The organism is Methanosaeta sp. UBA356 (assembly GCF_002496465.1).
Classification (GTDB): domain Archaea; phylum Halobacteriota; class Methanosarcinia; order Methanotrichales; family Methanotrichaceae; genus Methanothrix; species Methanothrix soehngenii.
Map to the genome: position 1 here is coordinate 3,173 of NZ_DAKC01000118.1, position 17,681 is coordinate 20,853.

Genomic DNA, 17,681 nt, shown 5'->3' on the forward strand with positions numbered 1-17,681 from the left:
GGTACGGACTTCAGCTTCATCGCCCGGCAGAAGCGTATGACCATCGGAGACAGGGACTTCTACCTCGACCTGCTCTTCTATCACCGCAGCCTGCATCGTCTGGTGGCCATAGAGCTCAAGCTGGGCAGCTTCGATGCTGCCTACAAGGGCCAGATGGAGCTTTATCTGCGCTGGCTGGACAGATACGAGCGTCGGCCGGATGAGGAGCCGCCCATAGGGCTGATCCTGTGCGGCGAGAAGAACCGGGAGCAGATTGAACTTTTGCAGCTCGACCGGGGCGAGATCAGGGTGGCTGAATATCTGGTGGAGCTACCACCGAGGGAGATGCTGGAGGCCAAGTTGCATGAGGCCATACGGCTGGCTAAGGGGCAGGTGGAAGCAAGAGAAGAAAAGCCTCCTGGATGGGATCGCCACAATAGCGGTTCTTCAGGATGAACGCCTGGTCCTGGAGAGAAATCGGAAACGCATAAAACCGCATCTACTAAGGCATAGTGCTGCTTCATGGTGGCTGGATGCCGGGATTCATATCGGGGATGTAGCCGGGCAGCTCGGACATGCCAGCCAAGCTTTTTGACAATGAACTCCTTATAGGCAATACTGCGCCCGTTACGGTGTGTATCTTTTTTGTCCTTATCCAAAGGATCGCTCTGCAACTCAATTTATCACTCAGCTTCTAAGCCAAGCAAAAGGCACAAGCGGCATCAATTAGCAGATACCGAATCAGAGCCGCTCTTTTTCCTTCGCACATAGCTCTCATACGCCACCCGTGAGAGCCGGTCTGCCTCTTCGTTCTTCTCTCGCGGAACCCATTGAAAGCTCACCTCCTTTCCCACCAGAAGCTCCTTGATCTGGGGGACATACTTTTTAGAGGTAGCCGAGTTCACCCGGTACTCCCCTTTCATCTGCTTGATCACCAGCTCCGAGTCCCCCCGGATCTGTATCTTCTCATCGATCCCCTCGTCATTCAGCCACCGGGCTGCGGCCAAGAGGCCCTCGTACTCCGCCACGTTGTTGGTCATCCCCCGGCCCTCCCCTACAGCGCCAAAGCCCTTCCAGATCGGCTCCTTGTCGCGGCAGATCAGATAGCCATAGGCCGCCACTCCACCGGGATTTTTGGGATAGCAGAGGCCGTCGAAGTAAACAGTGATCATCTCAAGAGTCAGACTGCATGTGCCATTATAAAAATTGTATGCAACTGTTCCTGTCCCATTAAAAAAACATTTTTATTCTTTTAAGACATCCCGGATGAGATTATCTATATCAGCCTTCTTTTGCGGGTTCAATGACACATGAAGGCCATAACCAGTTTGCTTGGGAAGCAAGAACTCCCCTATGATAAGCTCTTCTGCTGCGTCTTTCGCTTGGCCGCGAAGATGTTTCGGGATGCCCTTTGTGAGATCGTCGTATGCGGTATGACGACCGCCCCAATACCCATGCCTGCGGAGCTTCTTTAAGATCTGCGCTTTTAAGATCAAATTTATATCTTCGCTCAGCCATTCAACCCCTAAATATTCAGTTATATTTTATTTGTGTTCACTTTTTAAAACAATACTAGCAAAGTATTTAAACCTTATTGCATACTAGTACATACTAGTACATATTAGTACATATTAGTATCTACTACTTATCCGTACACCCATGTGCATTGATATGGGGAAAACGGAAGAGGAGGAGGAAGAAAATGGATGAGTCCTTATTCATAAGAGTACTTGGAATTAAAAGCCCAGTGCTAAAGGTACTGGACTTTTTAATGGATAATGAGTGCTTTGATTATTCAAAAACAGATATAGCAGAAGGTGCAAATCTAAGTAGAGCCACACTATTCAAGGCGTGGCCTAAATTAGAGGCGTTGGACCTGATTACCGCCACCAGGTCAGTAGGCCAAGCGAAGATGTACAGGTTGAATAAAAAGAACCCCATCGTAAAGAAGCTCATGGAGCTGGATGACACGATCTCCGAGTATTTTGCTCTGAAATACTGCGACTCTAGGGCATGTTCCTGCAATGACATTTCAGATGTAGTAGGGCCGGGCCAGGATTTGATAAAAGAGATCATCAAGTATGAGAGCGATTCGCCCAGTGATGAAAGAGACCGGAATGAACAGCTGCTGTTAGCTAATGAATGAATATTGATCCAGCTTCTAATTTCACCGGGACCGTCAACTTCATAGTTCTGGCCTTCTGCCTAGCCGTCTCCGAATCAATTTTCCTAGTGCTTCCCAGGTGCTCATTTTGAGTCTTATCACCCTCGCCCCAGGAGGCACTCCAGTAGTGTAGATCTGAATTCCCTTTTGCTTTCCCTGGCCTAATGAAAATACATCATCGATAGGCTTAAAAGAGGTCTTCAGATTCGATGCATTTATAACCGACGTGTCCAATCAGAGAAATCGACGATTCACAGCCACGGGTCTGAGAGGTTCAAAAGATCATGAAGGTAGCGGTTATTGGCGGAGGCATTGCCGGCGCAGAGCTGATAAGAGTGGCGGCACCCTGCCCACTGGAGTTCACCCTGATCGAGCCCAAAAAGCAGATAGAGATGCAAGCCCTCTATCCCGAGTATTTAGGAGGGGTCGCCAGGCTGCAGGACCTGGCCGCCCCCCTCAAACCATTTTGCGAGCGGGTGGGAGCCCATCACATCCAGGAGAAGGCCCTCCGCCTGGAGGGAAGCACCGTGGTCTGCGAGAAGTCACAGGTGGAGTTCGACTATGCAGTCATCGCCACCGGTGCCGCTCAGAACTACTTCGGCATCCGGGGCGTCGACAACACCTTCTCCATCAACACCCTGGAGGAGACCAAGAGGGCCCGACGATTCGTGGAGGACAACTATCCGGAGAGGATCATGATCATGGGCTCGGGCCTCACCGGGGTGGAGGCGGCATCCATCCTGGCGGAGAGCCTTGATGCCAGCATATATGTCATTGAGGCGAGGGAGCGCGTCCTGCCCCAGTTCTCAGCTCAAACGTCCGAGCTGGTGGAGAGGGCCCTGTCCAAGAGGGGGGTGAACATCCTCACCTCCACCCAGGTGGCTGAGGTCAAGAAGGACTGCATAATGTTCACTGACGATACCTGCCTGGACTGCGATATGGCCATATGGACGGCAGGAGTGAAGCCCTCCCAGTTTATCCAGGATCTGGACCTGCCCAAGAAGAACGGCTGGCTGCTGGTGGACCCCTACCTCAATTTAAAGAGCAATCTGTTTGCTATAGGCGATTGCGCCTGGGTGGAGATCGATGGCCGTCTGGCCACCAAGACCGGTCTGGAGGCGGAGAGACAGGCCAAGTACCTCGCTCGCCACCTTTCCCATCTGATAAAAGGTAGGGCCCAGGAGAGGTATTCGGTACGGGCCAGCACCGACAGCCAGGTAGCGCTCATATCCCTGGGCTCGGACTGCGCGGTAGGGGTGGTGGGGAAGACCTGCATTGGAGTGCCCACCAGGCTGATCTACTCTCTGAAGAGCTGGATCGATAAGTCATTTATCAAGAGATTTAAGTAGAATATAGGGTTTCGATCCGTCTTCAGCCAACTAAGACCCGACCATGCCGGTCGATCTTCCCCTCAGATACCCTGGTGGAGCTAATCCGGACCTTATCTTGGGCCATCTGATACTCTATCTCTGATATCTGCAGGGGCTGCAGGTTCTTCTTGGCCCGGAGGCGGTTTATCTTCTCCGCCATAGGCAGGGTCTCAGGAGATACCACAATAAAATCGAAGCTCTCATAGATCGATGGACCGCATTGGTCTGTGATCTTCGTGATGTGAACATCGTCAATCCCAAAGCATTTCTTAATTACAGCGCGCAGGTTCTTCTCTCGTACATCATAGTTGCGCACCGATCTGGTCCTGCTCGACCTGGCCATCTCGTCTGAGGTTAGGCCTATAACCACCTCCCCATCTCCACTCAACTCAAAAGCGCGCCGGAGCAGGGCTAAATGACCGTCATGAATGGGATCGAAGGTGCCTCCTACCGCGACTCTGGCCATACAGGCCCGCAAACTATCAGTGCCGTATAAGTACTTGGCGGCTAGATACGACGACCCCGGAATCGTTCAAGGATCTTGTTGACGATACGCCTGGAGCTGCACAGCTCACAGGGCTCCTGCTCTTCTATTCTCACAATCCTGGGATGCAGGCCGCGACGGAAGAGATCATGCTCCAGGCGTAAGGGATCGAAGTGCTGGTCAAAGCCCAGGGTGATTATGTCCGGCCGGAGGTCCTCTATGGTCCGGAAGATATCGCCCACCTCGCCCAGAATCGCTCTATCCACCGGCTTTAAGGATTCTATCATCCTCCGCCTCTGCTCCTCGGGCAGGATGGGTTTGGCCTTATGGCGCACATTTACATCCCTGGCGACTATCACCACCAGCTCATCTCCCAGGGCTTTTGATCGCTCCAGATAAAGGACATGCCCGGGATGGAGAAGGTCGAAGGTGCCGGTGGCAACTACCAGCGTCACTGCTCAATCTCCGTTCCCGGCTTGTGCCGCCTCTTCAATCGAGATCATCATCAAAGTCATCGTCATCGAACTTTACATCCAGGATGGGGAGGGCTCGCCTCACTCCTGCTGCATCATAGCAGACCCAGCTCTGCTCATCGAACGGCGGACCGACGATGATATGGTAGTCGCCGGTGCGAGAGAAGAACAGGAGATCCGGCTCTGAGGGGCGGAGCGCTCCTGAGGGATGGCTGTGAACAGAACCCGCCACCTTCATATTGGGAAGCATATAGAGCCGGACCAGAGCGCTCATGCGGGAGCTCTCTGTGCCAGGCAGTATCAGAACCTCGGTTATGATATCACCATCCGCCTGGAGAAGTCCGGCGAACTCCGACGGGGCTGTGGACCGCGATGCCTCCAGTATAAAATTCAGAGTATCTCTGGCAATGCCAGCTATCCGCTTCTTTCTCATAGTCCTCCCATTCCCCGCAGATGGATGCAGTCCCCTGCCAGAACTCGCACCACCTCGTCATTCCTCCTCAACAATAAGGCCCCATCCTCCGCCAGGTCCTCCACCTCGCCCACCAGCTCTCCAGAGTTTGCAGAGATGCGCACCATCCTGCCAATGGTTACGGAGCGGCGGCGCCACTCATCATAGATCTCCTTCGATCCCAAATTCTCATATGCCCTCTCTATCTCCAAGAGAGTTCTCTGGATCAGAGCAGTGCGAGAGACCTCATATCCACCCTCTCGGGACAAAGATGTCGCCATCCAGTCATCTGGGAAAGCGGACGGATCGATATTGGCGTTGATGCCCACACCCACAACGGCATATTCCAGCCGTTCCCCCTCTGCTTGAACCTCCATCAATATGCCTCCCACCTTCCTCTCCCCGATCAGAAGGTCGTTGGGCCACTTGATTCCCGGATTGAGGCCGAGCAAATTGGATATGGCTCTGCAGACGGCAACGCAGATTGCCATATTGATCTGATAGGCGAGAGCTATGGGGATATCCGGCCTCAGAATGAGGCTCATCCAGATTCCTCCTGATGGCGATTCCCAGTGTCTGGAGAGCCTGCCCCGCCCCCTGGTCTGAACCTCAGCCAAGATGACTGTGCCACTCTCGCCCTTTTGAGCCAGCGAAATGGCCAATTCATTGGTGGAGGCAAGCTGGGCAAAGAGGCGCAAGTCCCTTCCCAGCCACCTGGTACCGAGGCAGGAGAGGATCCGATCTTTGTCCAGTGGAGCCAACTCTCTATCCCTGTGATGGGGACCGGAGCTCAGCTTGGACCTCCGGCGAGCCTCAGCGGATGATGCATCACCCCCGTAAGCAGCCACTATCAGCTCTTCTCCTCCAGCTTCTGCTGGCTCAGGTATGAACCCACTGCAGCTGCGATCGCCGCTACCTTTCGGTTATCAGCCCCAAGAGCAGAAGCTAAAGACTCGTTCTTGTCATGATCCTCTGCTGCTACCCTCTTCACCGCTTCGGCGATGTTCTCCTCCTTGATGAAGCCGGTATTGAAGTCACCACTTCTGAACCTGGCATTCCTGAGCACTGCCTTATGGAAGATGAGGTTGGTCTTAACCCCCACGATGATATACTCATAGAGGGCCCGCTCCATCCTGGCTATTGCCTCTTTGCGGTCCTTGCCATGGGCGACAAGCTTGGAGATCAAGGAATCGTAGTAAGGAGGAATCAGGTAGCCGGAATATACCCCGCTGTCCACCCTGATACCCGGACCGCCGGGACTCCTGTATCCCTTGATCCTCCCAGGAGCAGGAGAGAAATCGTTTAACGGGTCTTCTGCATTTATTCGGCACTCTATCGCCCAGCCCCGTATTTGCATGTCGCTCTGATCGTAGTTCAGGGGCTGGCCGGCGGCGATGAGGATCTGCTCTTTGGCCAGGTCCACCCCGGTCACCATCTCGGTGATGGGATGCTCAACCTGCAAGCGGGTGTTCATCTCCAGGAAGTAGAAGTCTCCCCGGGAGTACATGAACTCCACCGTCCCGGCGCTGGCGTATCCAATGGCTTTGGCCGCTTTGACGGCGATGGAGCCCATTCTCTCACGCAGCTCATCGCTCATCACCGGCGAGGGTGACTCCTCTATTAGCTTCTGATGGCGGCGCTGGATGGAACACTCCCGGTCGGAGACATATATCGTCTTTCCCATCTCATCCGCCAGGATCTGGAACTCGATATGTCTGGGCTCGGTGAGATACTTCTCGATGTATATCGTATCGTCGCCGAAGGCATTGCGGGCTACGGACTGAGATGAGGTCAGGGCGGGCAGCATCTCCTCCCGGCTTCCCACGATCTTCATGCCGATTCCCCCACCGCCTGCCGCCGGCTTGAGGATGATCGGGTAGCCGATGCCGTCTGCCAGGTCCATCGCTTCATCCGGATCGTTGATCCCCTCTTCAATGCCCGGAACGATTGGCACCCCTGCCTCCTTCATGGTCTGACGGGCGGTGATCTTCGAGCCCATCGCGTCAATGGCAGTGGATGGTGGTCCAATGAACACGATGCCATTTTCCTTGCAGGTGGAGGCGAAGACGGTGTTCTCGGATAAAAAGCCATATCCAGGATGGATAGCCTCTGCACCGGTCTCCAGGGCGGCCTTGATTATGTTGTCTATCTTCAGGTAGCTCTGGCTGGATGGAGATGGGCCTATGAAGACTGCTTCATCAGCGTACTTGGCGAAGAGGGCATTTTTGTCCGCTTCGGAGTAGACGGCCACGCTCGGGATGCCCAGCTCCCGGCAGGCTCGCATAACCCGGATGGCGATCTCTCCCCGGTTGGCTATCAGGATCTTGTTGAACATCCGCATATGAAAGTCTCTGCCAGGGTAAAACCTTTTTGGCAAAAGATAAAAACCTGGAGGACCAAATGCAGATCATGAAACCCAGGGAGCTATCAGATGATGAATGCATAGCACTCCTCTCCTCAGCCAGATACGGCAGGCTAGGACTATCCAGAGAAGACCAGCCTTATGTGGTTCCAATGTCCTTTGTGTACCACGAGGGCAAAATCTACCTTCATTCCCGAGGGATGGGAAGAAAGGTCCAGTATGCTGCTGAAAATCCGCGGATCTGCTTTCAGGTAGACCATCTGGAGAAGGGAAAATGGACGAGCGTCAATGCCTTCGGCAGGGCAGAGCTATCGGATGACATAGAAGCCAAGCAGAGGATGTTTGATGCCTTCACCAGAAAGGGTTTGGGCGGCCATGGAGGCAAGAGCTTTCAACGCCAGGACCTGGAGAGGATGGATATGACCATATGGGAGATTGTCATCGATGAGCTGACGGGAAGAGAGGGCGTCTGGTAGATGCCCGCACCTTTAAAGTGGACGGAGAAGTATCGTCCAGCCACCCTCAAGCAGGTTCTTGGCAATGGCAAGGCGATAGACGACCTGCGGGAGTGGGCTCTCTCCTGGGAGAGAAGCGAGCCCATCACCGGCGCGGTCATTCTATACGGCCCGGCGGGAACGGGAAAGACTTCGGCGGCTTTAGCCCTGGCACATGATTTCGATTGGGATTACATTGAGATGAATGCCTCAGATGCTCGCACCGCAGGCATGATCGAGAAGATTGCCGTTCCAGCATCGCGAAGTCAGACGTTCTCCGGAAAACCGAGGCTGGTTATTTTAGATGAAGCAGACAACCTCCATGGCACTGCCGACCGAGGCGGAGCAGCGGCCATGCTCCGCCTGGTCAGGAATACTCTCCAGCCAGTGATACTGATTGCCAATGAGTACTATGAGATCGATAAGTCACTCCGAGATGCGACCCGGGGAATTCAGTTCCGGTCGGTGCGCTCCACCACCATCGCCCAGGCATTGAGGGCGATCTGCCAGGCTGAGGGCATAGACTGCAATCCCGATCTGCTGGTTACGATCGCCGAGAGGGCAGGGGGAGACATGCGCTCCGGGATCAACGATCTGCAGGCAGCCGCCGAAGGCCAGGAGACGCTCAGGGAAGAGGATCTAGCCACTGCCCAGAGGGATGTCAAATCCTCCATCTTCCGGGTGCTGGAGGTGATCTACAAGGGCAATAACGCCAAGGAGGCCCTGGAAGCGTCCTATAATCTGGACGAGAGCCCGGAGGATCTGATCAACTGGGTGGATGAGAACCTGCCCCTGGCATACTCCGGCCAGGATCTCCTCCGGGGCTTCGAGACCCTGGCTCGAAGCGACATATTTCTGGGCAGGGTACGGCGGAGGCAGAACTACGGCCTGTGGCGCTATGCCAGCTATCTCATGACCGGCGGAGTGCAGGCGGCAAAGAAGGAGCGCAGGCATGGTTATGTGGCCTTCCGTCCACCCAGCCTGTGGCGAAGGATGGGCCAGACCCGCAAAGCCAGATCGATAAGGGACTCTGCCGCCAGAAAGATCGGCAGGCACTGCCATGTATCGCTCGCCTTCGCCCGCTCGGAGCTGATGGACTTTGTGGGAATGCTGCTCAAAGACAAGAAAGGCGCTCCCCAACTGGCCGCCCGGTTGGATCTGACCGCAGAGGAGATCGCTCTGCTCATGGGAAGCTCTCCTGGCACAAAGAAGGTGCAGAACATCTTCGAGGAAGCGATGAGAATTCAAAGCAGAGAACAGATCGAGGAGATAGAGCTGGCATGGCGGAAGAGCAGCCAACCCACCCTCAATAAGAGATCTGATGGCCTTCTCCAGACGCTCTCTGTGGAGGGCCTGCCAGATGATGAGACTCGTCACCCTGCAAGGGCGCCGGCAGGGCAGGACAGCCAGTCTGCTGCCCCTTCCGTTCACCGCCCGGAAACAGGGCTGAATGGACCGGAGGCGAAAGAGCCTGGGAGAAGAGGCAGGCCAAGGAAGACAGAGGGTGAGGCTAATGAAGGCAAAAAGGATATCAAGGAATCCACCTTCAAGTCAGGGAAAAGGCAGAAGTCCCTATTCGACTTTTGATCTCTGGCGGGAGCCTAAAGCTTCTTGAGCAGTGATCTGTCTGAAGATTCCCATATTTTCAGACGGAATAACCAGCAAGCTTAACCGAAAGGGCTAACTAGCATAATTGAGAAAATAAACTGCAGCGGGCGCTGCAAACCAAAGCGCAAGAGCTGCAAGGGGTGTTAATTATGGCAGTACAAGGCAGCAAATTTCCTAGAATGAAATCCGGCATACCTGGTTTTGATGAAATGGTAGGTGGCGGATTTCATCAAGGAACTGTAAATACCATAACCGGTTCCTCAGGCACCGGCAAGACTGTTTTCGCCAGCCAGTTCATTCACCATGGCATAGGACAGGGGGAGAAGGGAATGATCATCACACCCTCTGAGAGCGCAGAATACATGAGACGGGAGATGATGTCCTCCTTTGGCTGGGATTTTGGCGCATTGGAAAAAGATGGGAAGCTGAGCCTCATAGACGTTACAGACCCAGTTCTCAGGCTGCAGAAGAGCATCGATGTCGATCCGGTGGATTTTCTCATCAACTTCAGAAAGCTCGTGGAGAGAAAGCTGCAGGAAGAAAAGCCTAAAAGGCTATTCATCGACGATCTGACTGCATTTTTTATGGCGGTAGAAGCGCCCTTTAAGATCCGTTCGCTGACGGATGACCTCTTCGGCACCATCCGCTCCAGCGGGGTGACCTGCTTGGTCACCATAGGCACCGCTTTTGGCACCAATCAGTTCCTGGAGTATGGAGCAGACTCCGCCACCATGCTGAACCGGGAGAGAATAGGCAATACGCTCATCAGATCGATCTATGTAATGAAGATGAGGGGCTCGAAGATCGCCAATAGCATCCGGGTGCTGGACATATCGGACGATGGCATCTCCGTATCAACGCTCTCTCCTTATCCATGAGGTTAGAATGATAGAAAGATGGATCATCCTGGCAGCAGAGGAAGCGGGCCCTGTCTCCAATAAGATGGGAGGCATATGGAATGTGGTGGATGCCGAGGCCACAACCCTCGCCCGGCTGGTGGCTAAAGGGGAATTAGATAGCGAATTTCGTATCCTGGTGGTCGGCCCCAACTATCCCACTGCCGGATCGGATTGGAATACCGGCCGAAACCGGGTGACGGACATATCGGCACTCAACCGGCTGGACATGGGTGAGGAGCTCGCCCTAACCCTGGCGGAGTTGAACTCCCTGGGAATGGAGAGCGTCACCGGCCAACGGGTCGAGGAAAGCGTTCCCATCGGCTATGTTCTGTTTAATACCAATTACTATCAGTCTCGATTGGTGCGCTGGAAGGACCGAGAGATGACATTGAATAATGCCATTAAGACAGAGGCCTTCGATCTATTGGGACTGGACTCAATGAGATTTGAGAAGGAGCACTATGGCTGGGAGTATAATCACTATTTAAACCTCTCCTATGCGGTCTCGGAGCTGGTGCGTATCCTCGCTCAGTCACCTGAGGAGAGCACAAAGAAGTATGCAGATAAGGCGGTGGTCGAGTTTGCCCGGTCGGTTATGCCCAGGGTGAGGGCCTCACTGCACTGCCACGAGTTTGGGATCTTCTATGCCGCCGCCAGGCTGGAGAAGCTGGGCATTCCGGTAAGAACTCTCTGCACCTTCCATGCAACCGTTCCCGGCAGGACGGCCGGCTACCGGTCGCTGGAGAAGATCAGAAAGAATGACTCAAAAATGGAACCTGGAACCCCTCTGGGCTTTGCCGCTCTGGAGGCGCTGGCCCGCTATGCCGATGGGGTCACATTCGTGGGCGACTCGACGATGAAGGAGGCAATGCTCTTTTACCGCATGAAAGGGGTCGTCATTCGCAATGGAATCGATGTTAGGGGCGATCGAATCGATTGGAATAAGAAGGAGCGCTGCCGGGCACGGATTCAGGATTTCATCATCAATAACCTCTATAAGAACTGCGAGGGCAGCTGCCCGGAGAGGGAAAATATCATTCCCGTATTCTCCATTTCCAGGATAGAGATAGAGAACAAAGGTTATCCTCAGCTTCTCGATGCCCTGGTGCTTCAGGATCATCTCCTGCGGCACAGAATGATGGGACAGCGACATGCAGATCAGACTCGGGTGGTGTGCTTCCTCATCGCCTCCCATGGGCCCAAATCCAAGGATAAGCTTCCCGAGGGCTTCCCCATCAACCTTCCCATAGAGGTTCTGTTGGGCGATGAGATCCGCCTGGAGAATATGATCAATGATCGACGGCTCAACAAGGATGAGCTGATCTCCGGCCGGAGATCGGTGGCTGCCGTTCTGTATCCCCAATGGCTGGGACCGAATGACGGCGGCCTGGGAATGAGAACGGACGAGGTCATGGCCGGCTGCGTCGCTGGCATCTTCCCCTCACAGTACGAACCCTTTCTTCTCACCGCATTGGAGGCGGGAAGGGAAGGAACCCCCAGCATCGTCAGCCGGAGCGCAGGATTCAGCGATGCCCTGAAAAAGGTCGAGCATCGGGTGCCAGGGCTGGGTGGGGTTGTAGTTGTGGACAACATCGAACTGCAGCCTCAGGAGACGGTTATGGACTATGCCCTAGCTCTGGATTACTTCTCCCGGACCTATCTGGAGGATGATGTGAAATACCGGCTGCTGTGCGAGGAGTCGTTCTCCCTGGCCAGGCAGTTCAGTTGGGACCAGCCCGTAATGGAGTATTATAAAAATCTGACCGTCTGACCTCGGATAAAATTCCGGTCTGAATTAAAATAAACCATCATCAGGAGTGACATCGATTGAAGTCAATGCGAATCGCCTATTTCAGCACCGAGTACCCCCCCCTAGTCTATGGTGGGCTGGGGGTCTATGCAGATAACATATCTCGCTCTTTGGTTGCCCTTGGCCAGAAGGTCACCGTCTTCTCCTGGGGTTCGAAGGAGTCTCCCAGGCATGAGATGCTGGTCGGGGTGGATGTCTTCCGAGAGATGCCCCTTGCGATGAGGGACGGAATGGAGATCTTTCTCTCCCCCCAGACCTTGCGGTGGGGTCAGGGCTTGGATTATCTGCTCAACCTGTTCAGCTACAACCAGCTCGCTCTTGACCATCTGAAAGAAGAGGATCGTTTTGATCTGCTCGTCTCCCATGACTGGCTGGCCCTCCCTGGTGGCATGGCTGCCAGGAGAGAAGGGACTCCACTGATTTATCATGTCCACGGCCTGGAGACCGGCCGGTCCTCAAATCCTAACCCGCAAATCGTGGCTCTAGAGCACAAGGGCCTAGAGGTAGCAGACCTGGTGATAACCGTATCCGAGGCCATGAAAAGGGAGCTGGCCGGTCAGGGGATTTCTGAGGACAAAATCCGGGTCTGCTATCATGGAGTGGACTGCGAGTTCTTCGATCCTGAAAAGGTAGATCGAGAATCCCTGGTTGCTTTGAGAGAGAGATACGGCTTTGATGAGGATGATATCGTAATTCTCTTCGTAGGACGGCTGGAGCCGGTCAAAGGTATCAGAGAGCTCTTCTCCGCCCTGCCCAGTGTTCAGTCGGAGCACAGCAGGGTTAAGCTCCTGGTGCTGGGGGTCGGCAGCCTGGATGGATGGGCTAAAGTAGAGGCTGAGCGGCAGGGCAATATAACTCTCGTCACCGATTTCGTCGATGCCGAGGAGAAGAGGCTTCACTATGCCCTTGCCGACCTATGCGTATTTCCCAGCCTGTATGAGCCGTTCGGAATAGTGGCCCTTGAGGCAGCGGCCATGGGCAAGGCGGCTGTGGTAGGGGCGGCAGGCACCAGCGGCCTGGCGGAGATCGTCAAGAATCCGGCTGAAGATGAGCCGACGGGGGTTCATGTCAATGCCCGCGATCCAGCCGATCTGGCCTGGGGAATCAACCTCGCCCTGGAGGATAAAGAACGTCTCCTGTCCTGGGGAAAAAACGCCAGAAAGAGAGCCCAAACCAACTTCAGCTGGCAGAAGGCAGCGGAGAGCACCCTGGCCATCTACGAGGAGGCAATCGCGTTTTTCAGAAAGAGATCAGAGGGATTATAGGCATGCCCGAGATCAGACGGCACTATTTTCTGGAAGAGTACTGCATCATCGCCGCCGAACGCAACAAAAGGCCCTCAGATTTCCTGGCGGCTAAGGCGGTCCCAGGAGACGAAAAGGACTGCCCTTTTTGCCCGGGCCACGAGGATAGGACTCCGTCCACCATCGCCGCCTACACCGACGATGGCATCCTGCTCCAGGATGAAACTGGATCAGAGCTCTGGCAGATCAGAGTGTTTCTCAATGCTTATCCCACCATGATCCCCAGGCCCGAGCCTCCGGCGGCAGAATGGATATCCCTGCCCGGCCAGGGATATCACGAGGTGATTGTGGATTCAAGAGACCACCGCAAAAATCCGAGGGATTTCGGCAAAAAACACCTGGAGATGCTCGTTTCGGCCTACACCGATCGTTACCGACACTATTCCACCCATGAGGATGTGAAATATATCACCATCTTTAAAAACTGGGGCAAAGAATCGGGGGCCTCGCTATCCCACAGCCATTCTCAGCTCATCACCCTTCCCTTTCTACCCCCGCAGATGAAGAGAGAGGAGGAGGCCATATCCAGGTCATCCTTCTGCCCTTACTGCAATATCGTGGACCGAGAGAGTGCGTCATGCCGGCTCGTCGCCGAGAACAATCACTGGATCCTATTTGCCCCCTTCTACTCTCTTATGCCCTATGAGACCTGGATTCTACCTAAAAGGCATTTGGGAAACCTGGCGGATTTGAGGGACGAAGAACAAAAAAGCCTGGCCAGTATGCTGGCAGAGATCCTTCGGATCCTCTATTCCACCCTGGACGATCCCCCCTACAACCTGATGATCTTCCAGCTTCCAAAAGAGTATCACTTCAACATCAGGATCCAGCCCATAGTCTCCAGGATAGCAGGCTTTGAGAGGAGTTCAGGTATATATGTGAATCCCGTTCCCCCGGAATTGGCAGCAGCAGAATTGAGAAATTTTTGCCTGCCGCCGAAAGATTAATGAATTATCGGACTTAAGTGATTTAAGGATTTGATCAGCTTGAAATGCTTTTAAACAGGCAAACAATAAGAAACGACAGCAAAAAAATGGTCGTACTGATAATAATTTGGCATCCTTTCAGCAATACGCTCAGCAGAACGACCTGCGCACAATCTGCAACATGCTCGGCAGCATGCGCTGGATGCCTTTAGGGATGAATGGTGAATAGATGCGAATTGGAATGCTCTCCTGGGAGAGTCTGTATTCAATAAAAGTAGGTGGCGTTGCCCCTCATGTCTCAGAGCTATCGGAAGCGCTGGCCAGGCGGGGCCATGAGGTCCATATTTTTACCCGAAGAGGGGACTTTGAGTCCTATGACAAGATAAACGGGGTGCACTACCAGCGGGCTGATGTAGACGACCATGGCGATATCGTCGATCAGATGAACCGGATGTGCGATGCCCTCTATCATCGTTTCGGTGCGGTGCAGCAGCTCTTCGGCAACTTCGATGTAGTGCACGGCCATGACTGGCATCCCGTCCTAGCCCTGACCCGAATAAAGAGCGACTATCATCTGCCCTTCCTGCTGACCATGCATAGCACTGAATGGGGTAGGAACGGGAACACCTTTGGATACGGCATATCCGAGGAGATATCTCATCGAGAGTGGCAGGGATGCTATGAGGCGGCTAAGGTTATTGTGACCACCAGGAGGATGCAGGACGAGCTGATGCAGATCTACAGCCTGCCCAAGGACAAGATTCCCATCATTCCCAATGGCATTATCGTGGGCAAGATGCGGAGAGGCGTAGACGCCGGCCGGATCAAGGAGAAGTACGGCATCCATCCCCTGGCCCCTGTGGTGCTCTTCTGCGGCAGGATGAGCGTCCAGAAGGGGCCGGACCTGCTGGTGGAGGCCATACCTCAGGTGCTGAGAAATAGACCAGATGTCTGTTTCGTCTTCATCGGCGAGGGGGGCATGAGATCGGAATGCGAGCAAAAGGCTCGCTATCTAGGCATCGCAGATTCCTGCCGGTTCCTGGGGTACACATCCAGTGCGGAGAAGCAGATGCTGATCAATGCCTGCGATATGATGTGCGTTCCCTCTCGCAACGAGCCCTTTGGAGTGGTCGTGCTGGAGGCATGGGACGCCTGCAAGCCGGTGGTGGCCACTGATGCGGTGAGCATAATCAACAACTTCCAGGATGGGCTGCTGGCTTATATCCAGCCCGAGTCCATAGCCTGGTGCATAAACCGGATTATCAGCAATCCGAAAGAGATGAAACACCTGGCCCGGGCCGGTTGGACCAGGATAGAGAGCGAGTTCTCCTGGGATCACATAGCTGAGAGTACGGAAAAGGTCTATGAGCAGGCTATTGAGCAAAGCCACTGAGCAAAACCGTTGAGCAAGGGTCGCCATGGGTCGTGGTTTGCTTGCCAATTTTGCTGAAAACCTTATCCCACCTCTTTTTCCTCATTCAGACCGAAAGGTTCATGAAGGGCGAGCACAAGGGGCTCTTGGCGCCTCGATAGCTTAGCCCGGTATAGCGCGTCCTTGGTAAGGACGAGGTCGCGGGTTCGAATCCCGTCCGAGGCTTAAAATCTCATTTTTTTAAAAACCTGTCCTAGGAACTCAGAAAGTTATTTGATGTTTGCGGTCCAGCATATATGCAAGGTGAATATCATGGCAGGTCAGGTTGAATTGGAGGTCAACGGTCCCAGGCAGATGGAATACCAAGGAATAGGAATTAGATTAGTATCGCTGGTGATAGACAGCATAATTTTTGGCCTTATATTTGGTGCTCTGGGAAATATTTTGGGAGCTGGAGGTATGCAGGGGGATATGTTTCCCTGGTATTGGGGGGTGCTTTACTTTGCGATATACATAGCATACTTCACCCTACTGGAGGGATCGAAAGGCCAGACCGTGGGCAAGATGATCACCAAAATAAAGGTGGTCAGAGAGGATGGCAGCCCCATAGACATGAGCCAGGCGTTCACAAGAAACATCCTGCGCATAATTGATGGCCTATTTGCCTACCTCATTGGCGCAATATTGATCTGGCGATCCGATAAACAGCAGAGATTGGGCGATAGCGTGGCCAGAACGGTGGTGGTGAAGGCTAGATAGATCATCAATGGATCGCTAGATCAGCAGATCATTTAATGCATCAGAGACCGGCTCCGGGCAGGGCTGGATCTGCCTGCCCGGGAGCACCTGAGATGGATCTGGTTTGGCCTTCAACTATGCCAGGGATCTGAGGAGACCTCCTCAGTCTCCTCCTCCTGCTGGATGCGGCGGCGAAGTAGTCTTTTAGCAAGCCAAGTGAAGGCCATCAGGCTGATGAACAATTTTAATAGACCTTTGATCATGATTTATATCACCTGATACTAGTATTGGCTTTTGAACCTATAAAAATACTGGTATTCGTTCAGTCGCTAATAAGCATAAATGAGATGATCCAGAGGCATATCTTGGATTTTGCGGAAATATCAGAGTAGCGGAATGCCCGAGCGCCATAATCTCAGCAACTGATGGATCATGGCGCATCAGTAATGGGCCTAGGAGAAGTCCAATACCTTTTCCGAGATTACTCCTGGAGAGTTTACGATGGGCTCAACCCCGCCAAGATCATTCAAATTCTCCCGATAGAGCTCATTTGAGGGATCGAGCTGGATCGCCCTCTGGAAGCAATCGAGTGCCTCCTCATTCCGTTCCAGTTTCCTCAAAACCACGCCCTTATCATTCCATGCCTCTGCGTTCTCGGGGTTGAATTCGACCGCCTTATCCAGGGAAGCGAGAGACTCATCGAATCTCTGGACTATCAGGAGGACATGGCCCTGACGGTACCAGGCTCGATCTAGATCCCCATCCAGATCAATCGCCTTTCTGTAGGCTTCCAGTGACTCATTGTACCGTTCCATCTTCTCCAGAACCATTCCTTTGTTGTACCAGGCGTTAGCATTAAGGGCATCGATCTGCAGGGCCGCTTCCAGAGAAGCCAGTGCCTCTTCATCCTGGTTCAGCCCACCTGAGAGGACGAGAGCGCGATCATTGTAGGCTTTTGCATTGGATTGGTCCAGAGAAATGATCCTGTCAAAGCTCTCCAGCGCCTCTTCGTATCTTTCCATCTTCAGCAGGAGATTGGCCCTGAAGCTCCAGGCCCAGGTGTCGCTCTGATTGATCTTCAGATATTGATCGATATCATCCAAGGCAAGTGGGTATGAGCCGTTATAATAATCGCTTTTCGTCTTGGCGATCCAGTGCTCAGCATCCTGGCCCATTGCAGCAGGGATGGCAAACATCAAAATGGCAAGAAGAAAGGGAGCTATGAGCTTCATGCTTCCTAATGTATT

Annotated in this window: 20 protein-coding genes and 1 tRNA gene; 12 read left to right on the forward strand and 9 right to left on the reverse strand. The window is 53.6% G+C overall.

What is annotated here, in order from left to right; all coding sequences use genetic code 11:
* Positions 1 to 435: PDDEXK nuclease domain-containing protein (locus BP727_RS11225; RefSeq protein ID WP_286858869.1), on the forward strand; the 435-nt coding region annotated here is incomplete at its 5' end.
* A gap of 266 nt (positions 436 to 701) precedes the next feature.
* Here the strand turns inward: BP727_RS11225 and rnhA are convergent.
* On the reverse strand, positions 702 to 1,151 hold the full coding sequence (gene rnhA, locus BP727_RS11230; RefSeq protein WP_273271367.1) for a ribonuclease HI: 450 nt from the start codon (positions 1,149 to 1,151) through the stop codon (positions 702 to 704).
* A gap of 72 nt (positions 1,152 to 1,223) precedes the next feature.
* Positions 1,224 to 1,475 carry a hypothetical protein gene (locus BP727_RS11235; RefSeq protein WP_013719195.1) on the reverse strand — a complete coding sequence of 84 codons (252 nt, stop codon included), beginning with the start codon at positions 1,473 to 1,475 and terminating at the stop codon, positions 1,224 to 1,226.
* Between the two features lie 206 nt (positions 1,476 to 1,681).
* On the opposite strand from BP727_RS11235, the gene BP727_RS11240 reads away from it, so the two are divergent.
* Both BP727_RS11240 and BP727_RS11245 read left to right on the forward strand, forming a co-directional pair.
* Positions 1,682 to 2,125: a winged helix-turn-helix domain-containing protein gene (locus BP727_RS11240; protein ID WP_013719194.1), complete on the forward strand. Its 444-nt coding sequence runs from the start codon at positions 1,682 to 1,684 to the stop codon at positions 2,123 to 2,125.
* Positions 2,126 to 2,427: 302 nt separating this feature from the next.
* On the forward strand, positions 2,428 to 3,492 hold the full coding sequence (locus tag BP727_RS11245; protein ID WP_273271366.1) for an NAD(P)/FAD-dependent oxidoreductase: 1,065 nt from the start codon (positions 2,428 to 2,430) through the stop codon (positions 3,490 to 3,492).
* Positions 3,493 to 3,514: 22 nt separating this feature from the next.
* Here the strand turns inward: BP727_RS11245 and BP727_RS11250 are convergent, their stop codons facing one another.
* The 5 genes from BP727_RS11250 to BP727_RS11270 are packed head-to-tail and all read right to left on the reverse strand — an operon-like array spanning position 3,515 to position 7,256.
* Positions 3,515 to 3,979, reverse strand: a complete 465-nt coding sequence (locus tag BP727_RS11250) for a phosphopantetheine adenylyltransferase (RefSeq protein ID WP_286858874.1) — start codon at positions 3,977 to 3,979, stop codon at positions 3,515 to 3,517.
* A gap of 41 nt (positions 3,980 to 4,020) precedes the next feature.
* Positions 4,021 to 4,452, reverse strand: a complete 432-nt coding sequence (locus BP727_RS11255) for an adenylyltransferase/cytidyltransferase family protein (protein WP_013719191.1) — start codon at positions 4,450 to 4,452, stop codon at positions 4,021 to 4,023.
* A 34-nt stretch (positions 4,453 to 4,486) separates the two neighbouring features.
* On the reverse strand, positions 4,487 to 4,903 hold the full coding sequence (locus BP727_RS11260) for a Mov34/MPN/PAD-1 family protein (RefSeq protein WP_286858876.1): 417 nt from the start codon (positions 4,901 to 4,903) through the stop codon (positions 4,487 to 4,489).
* Positions 4,900 to 5,769 (reverse strand): biotin--[acetyl-CoA-carboxylase] ligase, encoded by an 870-nt coding sequence (locus tag BP727_RS11265; RefSeq protein WP_286858877.1) that lies wholly within the window; start codon positions 5,767 to 5,769, stop codon positions 4,900 to 4,902. Before BP727_RS11265 ends, BP727_RS11260 begins: the two co-directional genes overlap by 4 nt.
* A 2-nt stretch (positions 5,770 to 5,771) precedes the next feature.
* On the reverse strand, positions 5,772 to 7,256 hold the full coding sequence (locus BP727_RS11270) for an acetyl-CoA carboxylase biotin carboxylase subunit (RefSeq protein ID WP_286858878.1): 1,485 nt from the start codon (positions 7,254 to 7,256) through the stop codon (positions 5,772 to 5,774).
* 74 nt (positions 7,257 to 7,330) lie between these two features.
* Between BP727_RS11270 and BP727_RS11275 the strand changes: the two genes are divergently transcribed.
* The 9 genes from BP727_RS11275 (at position 7,331) to BP727_RS11315 (ending at position 16,455) form a co-directional block, all read left to right on the forward strand.
* Entirely contained in the window at positions 7,331 to 7,759 is a 429-nt protein-coding gene (locus BP727_RS11275) for a pyridoxamine 5'-phosphate oxidase family protein (RefSeq protein WP_286858879.1), read from the forward strand.
* Positions 7,760 to 9,364 (forward strand): replication factor C large subunit, encoded by a 1,605-nt coding sequence (locus BP727_RS11280; RefSeq protein ID WP_286858881.1) that lies wholly within the window; start codon positions 7,760 to 7,762, stop codon positions 9,362 to 9,364.
* Between the two features lie 170 nt (positions 9,365 to 9,534).
* A complete protein-coding gene (locus BP727_RS11285; protein ID WP_273272067.1) occupies positions 9,535 to 10,263 on the forward strand; it encodes an RAD55 family ATPase in 729 nt (242 codons plus the stop codon).
* Positions 10,264 to 10,270: 7 nt separating this feature from the next.
* On the forward strand, positions 10,271 to 12,055 hold the full coding sequence (locus BP727_RS11290; RefSeq protein WP_286858883.1) for a glycosyltransferase: 1,785 nt from the start codon (positions 10,271 to 10,273) through the stop codon (positions 12,053 to 12,055).
* 65 nt (positions 12,056 to 12,120) lie between these two features.
* A complete protein-coding gene (locus BP727_RS11295) occupies positions 12,121 to 13,359 on the forward strand; it encodes a glycosyltransferase family 4 protein (protein ID WP_286858918.1) in 1,239 nt (412 codons plus the stop codon).
* A 2-nt stretch (positions 13,360 to 13,361) separates the two neighbouring features.
* On the forward strand, positions 13,362 to 14,345 hold the full coding sequence (locus BP727_RS11300; RefSeq protein WP_286858884.1) for a galactose-1-phosphate uridylyltransferase: 984 nt from the start codon (positions 13,362 to 13,364) through the stop codon (positions 14,343 to 14,345).
* 208 nt (positions 14,346 to 14,553) lie between these two features.
* Positions 14,554 to 15,717 (forward strand): glycosyltransferase family 4 protein, encoded by a 1,164-nt coding sequence (locus BP727_RS11305; RefSeq protein WP_013719181.1) that lies wholly within the window; start codon positions 14,554 to 14,556, stop codon positions 15,715 to 15,717.
* 130 nt (positions 15,718 to 15,847) lie between these two features.
* Positions 15,848 to 15,921: transfer RNA gene (locus BP727_RS11310), tRNA-Thr, on the forward strand.
* Between the two features lie 87 nt (positions 15,922 to 16,008).
* On the forward strand, positions 16,009 to 16,455 hold the full coding sequence (locus BP727_RS11315) for an RDD family protein (protein WP_286858886.1): 447 nt from the start codon (positions 16,009 to 16,011) through the stop codon (positions 16,453 to 16,455).
* A gap of 110 nt (positions 16,456 to 16,565) precedes the next feature.
* Here the strand turns inward: BP727_RS11315 and BP727_RS11320 are convergent, their stop codons facing one another.
* Together BP727_RS11320 and BP727_RS11325 are read right to left on the reverse strand one after the other, a co-directional pair.
* Positions 16,566 to 16,697, reverse strand: a complete 132-nt coding sequence (locus BP727_RS11320; protein ID WP_269798851.1) for a hypothetical protein — start codon at positions 16,695 to 16,697, stop codon at positions 16,566 to 16,568.
* Between the two features lie 189 nt (positions 16,698 to 16,886).
* Complete coding sequence (locus tag BP727_RS11325) at positions 16,887 to 17,666, reverse strand: tetratricopeptide repeat protein (protein WP_286858889.1); 780 nt, start codon at positions 17,664 to 17,666, stop codon at positions 16,887 to 16,889.
* Positions 17,667 to 17,681 lie beyond the last annotated feature (15 nt).

Excerpts from the sequence above, each read along its gene's own strand:
- rnhA (WP_273271367.1), bottom strand. The coding sequence starts at position 1,151 with ATGATCACTGTTTACTTCGACGGCCTCTGCTATCCCAAAAATCCCGGT.
- BP727_RS11240 (WP_013719194.1), top strand. The coding sequence starts at position 1,682 with ATGGATGAGTCCTTATTCATAAGAGTACTTGGAATTAAAAGCCCAGTG.
- BP727_RS11245 (WP_273271366.1), top strand. The coding sequence starts at position 2,428 with ATGAAGGTAGCGGTTATTGGCGGAGGCATTGCCGGCGCAGAGCTGATA.
- BP727_RS11250 (WP_286858874.1), bottom strand. The coding sequence starts at position 3,979 with ATGGCCAGAGTCGCGGTAGGAGGCACCTTCGATCCCATTCATGACGGT.
- BP727_RS11260 (WP_286858876.1), bottom strand. The coding sequence starts at position 4,903 with ATGAGAAAGAAGCGGATAGCTGGCATTGCCAGAGATACTCTGAATTTT.
- BP727_RS11270 (WP_286858878.1), bottom strand. The coding sequence starts at position 7,256 with ATGTTCAACAAGATCCTGATAGCCAACCGGGGAGAGATCGCCATCCGG.
- BP727_RS11275 (WP_286858879.1), top strand. The coding sequence starts at position 7,331 with ATGAAACCCAGGGAGCTATCAGATGATGAATGCATAGCACTCCTCTCC.
- BP727_RS11280 (WP_286858881.1), top strand. The coding sequence starts at position 7,760 with ATGCCCGCACCTTTAAAGTGGACGGAGAAGTATCGTCCAGCCACCCTC.
- BP727_RS11285 (WP_273272067.1), top strand. The coding sequence starts at position 9,535 with ATGGCAGTACAAGGCAGCAAATTTCCTAGAATGAAATCCGGCATACCT.
- BP727_RS11290 (WP_286858883.1), top strand. The coding sequence starts at position 10,271 with ATGATAGAAAGATGGATCATCCTGGCAGCAGAGGAAGCGGGCCCTGTC.
- BP727_RS11295 (WP_286858918.1), top strand. The coding sequence starts at position 12,121 with ATGCGAATCGCCTATTTCAGCACCGAGTACCCCCCCCTAGTCTATGGT.
- BP727_RS11300 (WP_286858884.1), top strand. The coding sequence starts at position 13,362 with ATGCCCGAGATCAGACGGCACTATTTTCTGGAAGAGTACTGCATCATC.
- BP727_RS11305 (WP_013719181.1), top strand. The coding sequence starts at position 14,554 with ATGCGAATTGGAATGCTCTCCTGGGAGAGTCTGTATTCAATAAAAGTA.
- BP727_RS11315 (WP_286858886.1), top strand. The coding sequence starts at position 16,009 with ATGGCAGGTCAGGTTGAATTGGAGGTCAACGGTCCCAGGCAGATGGAA.
- BP727_RS11320 (WP_269798851.1), bottom strand. The coding sequence starts at position 16,697 with ATGATCAAAGGTCTATTAAAATTGTTCATCAGCCTGATGGCCTTCACT.
- BP727_RS11325 (WP_286858889.1), bottom strand. The coding sequence starts at position 17,666 with ATGAAGCTCATAGCTCCCTTTCTTCTTGCCATTTTGATGTTTGCCATC.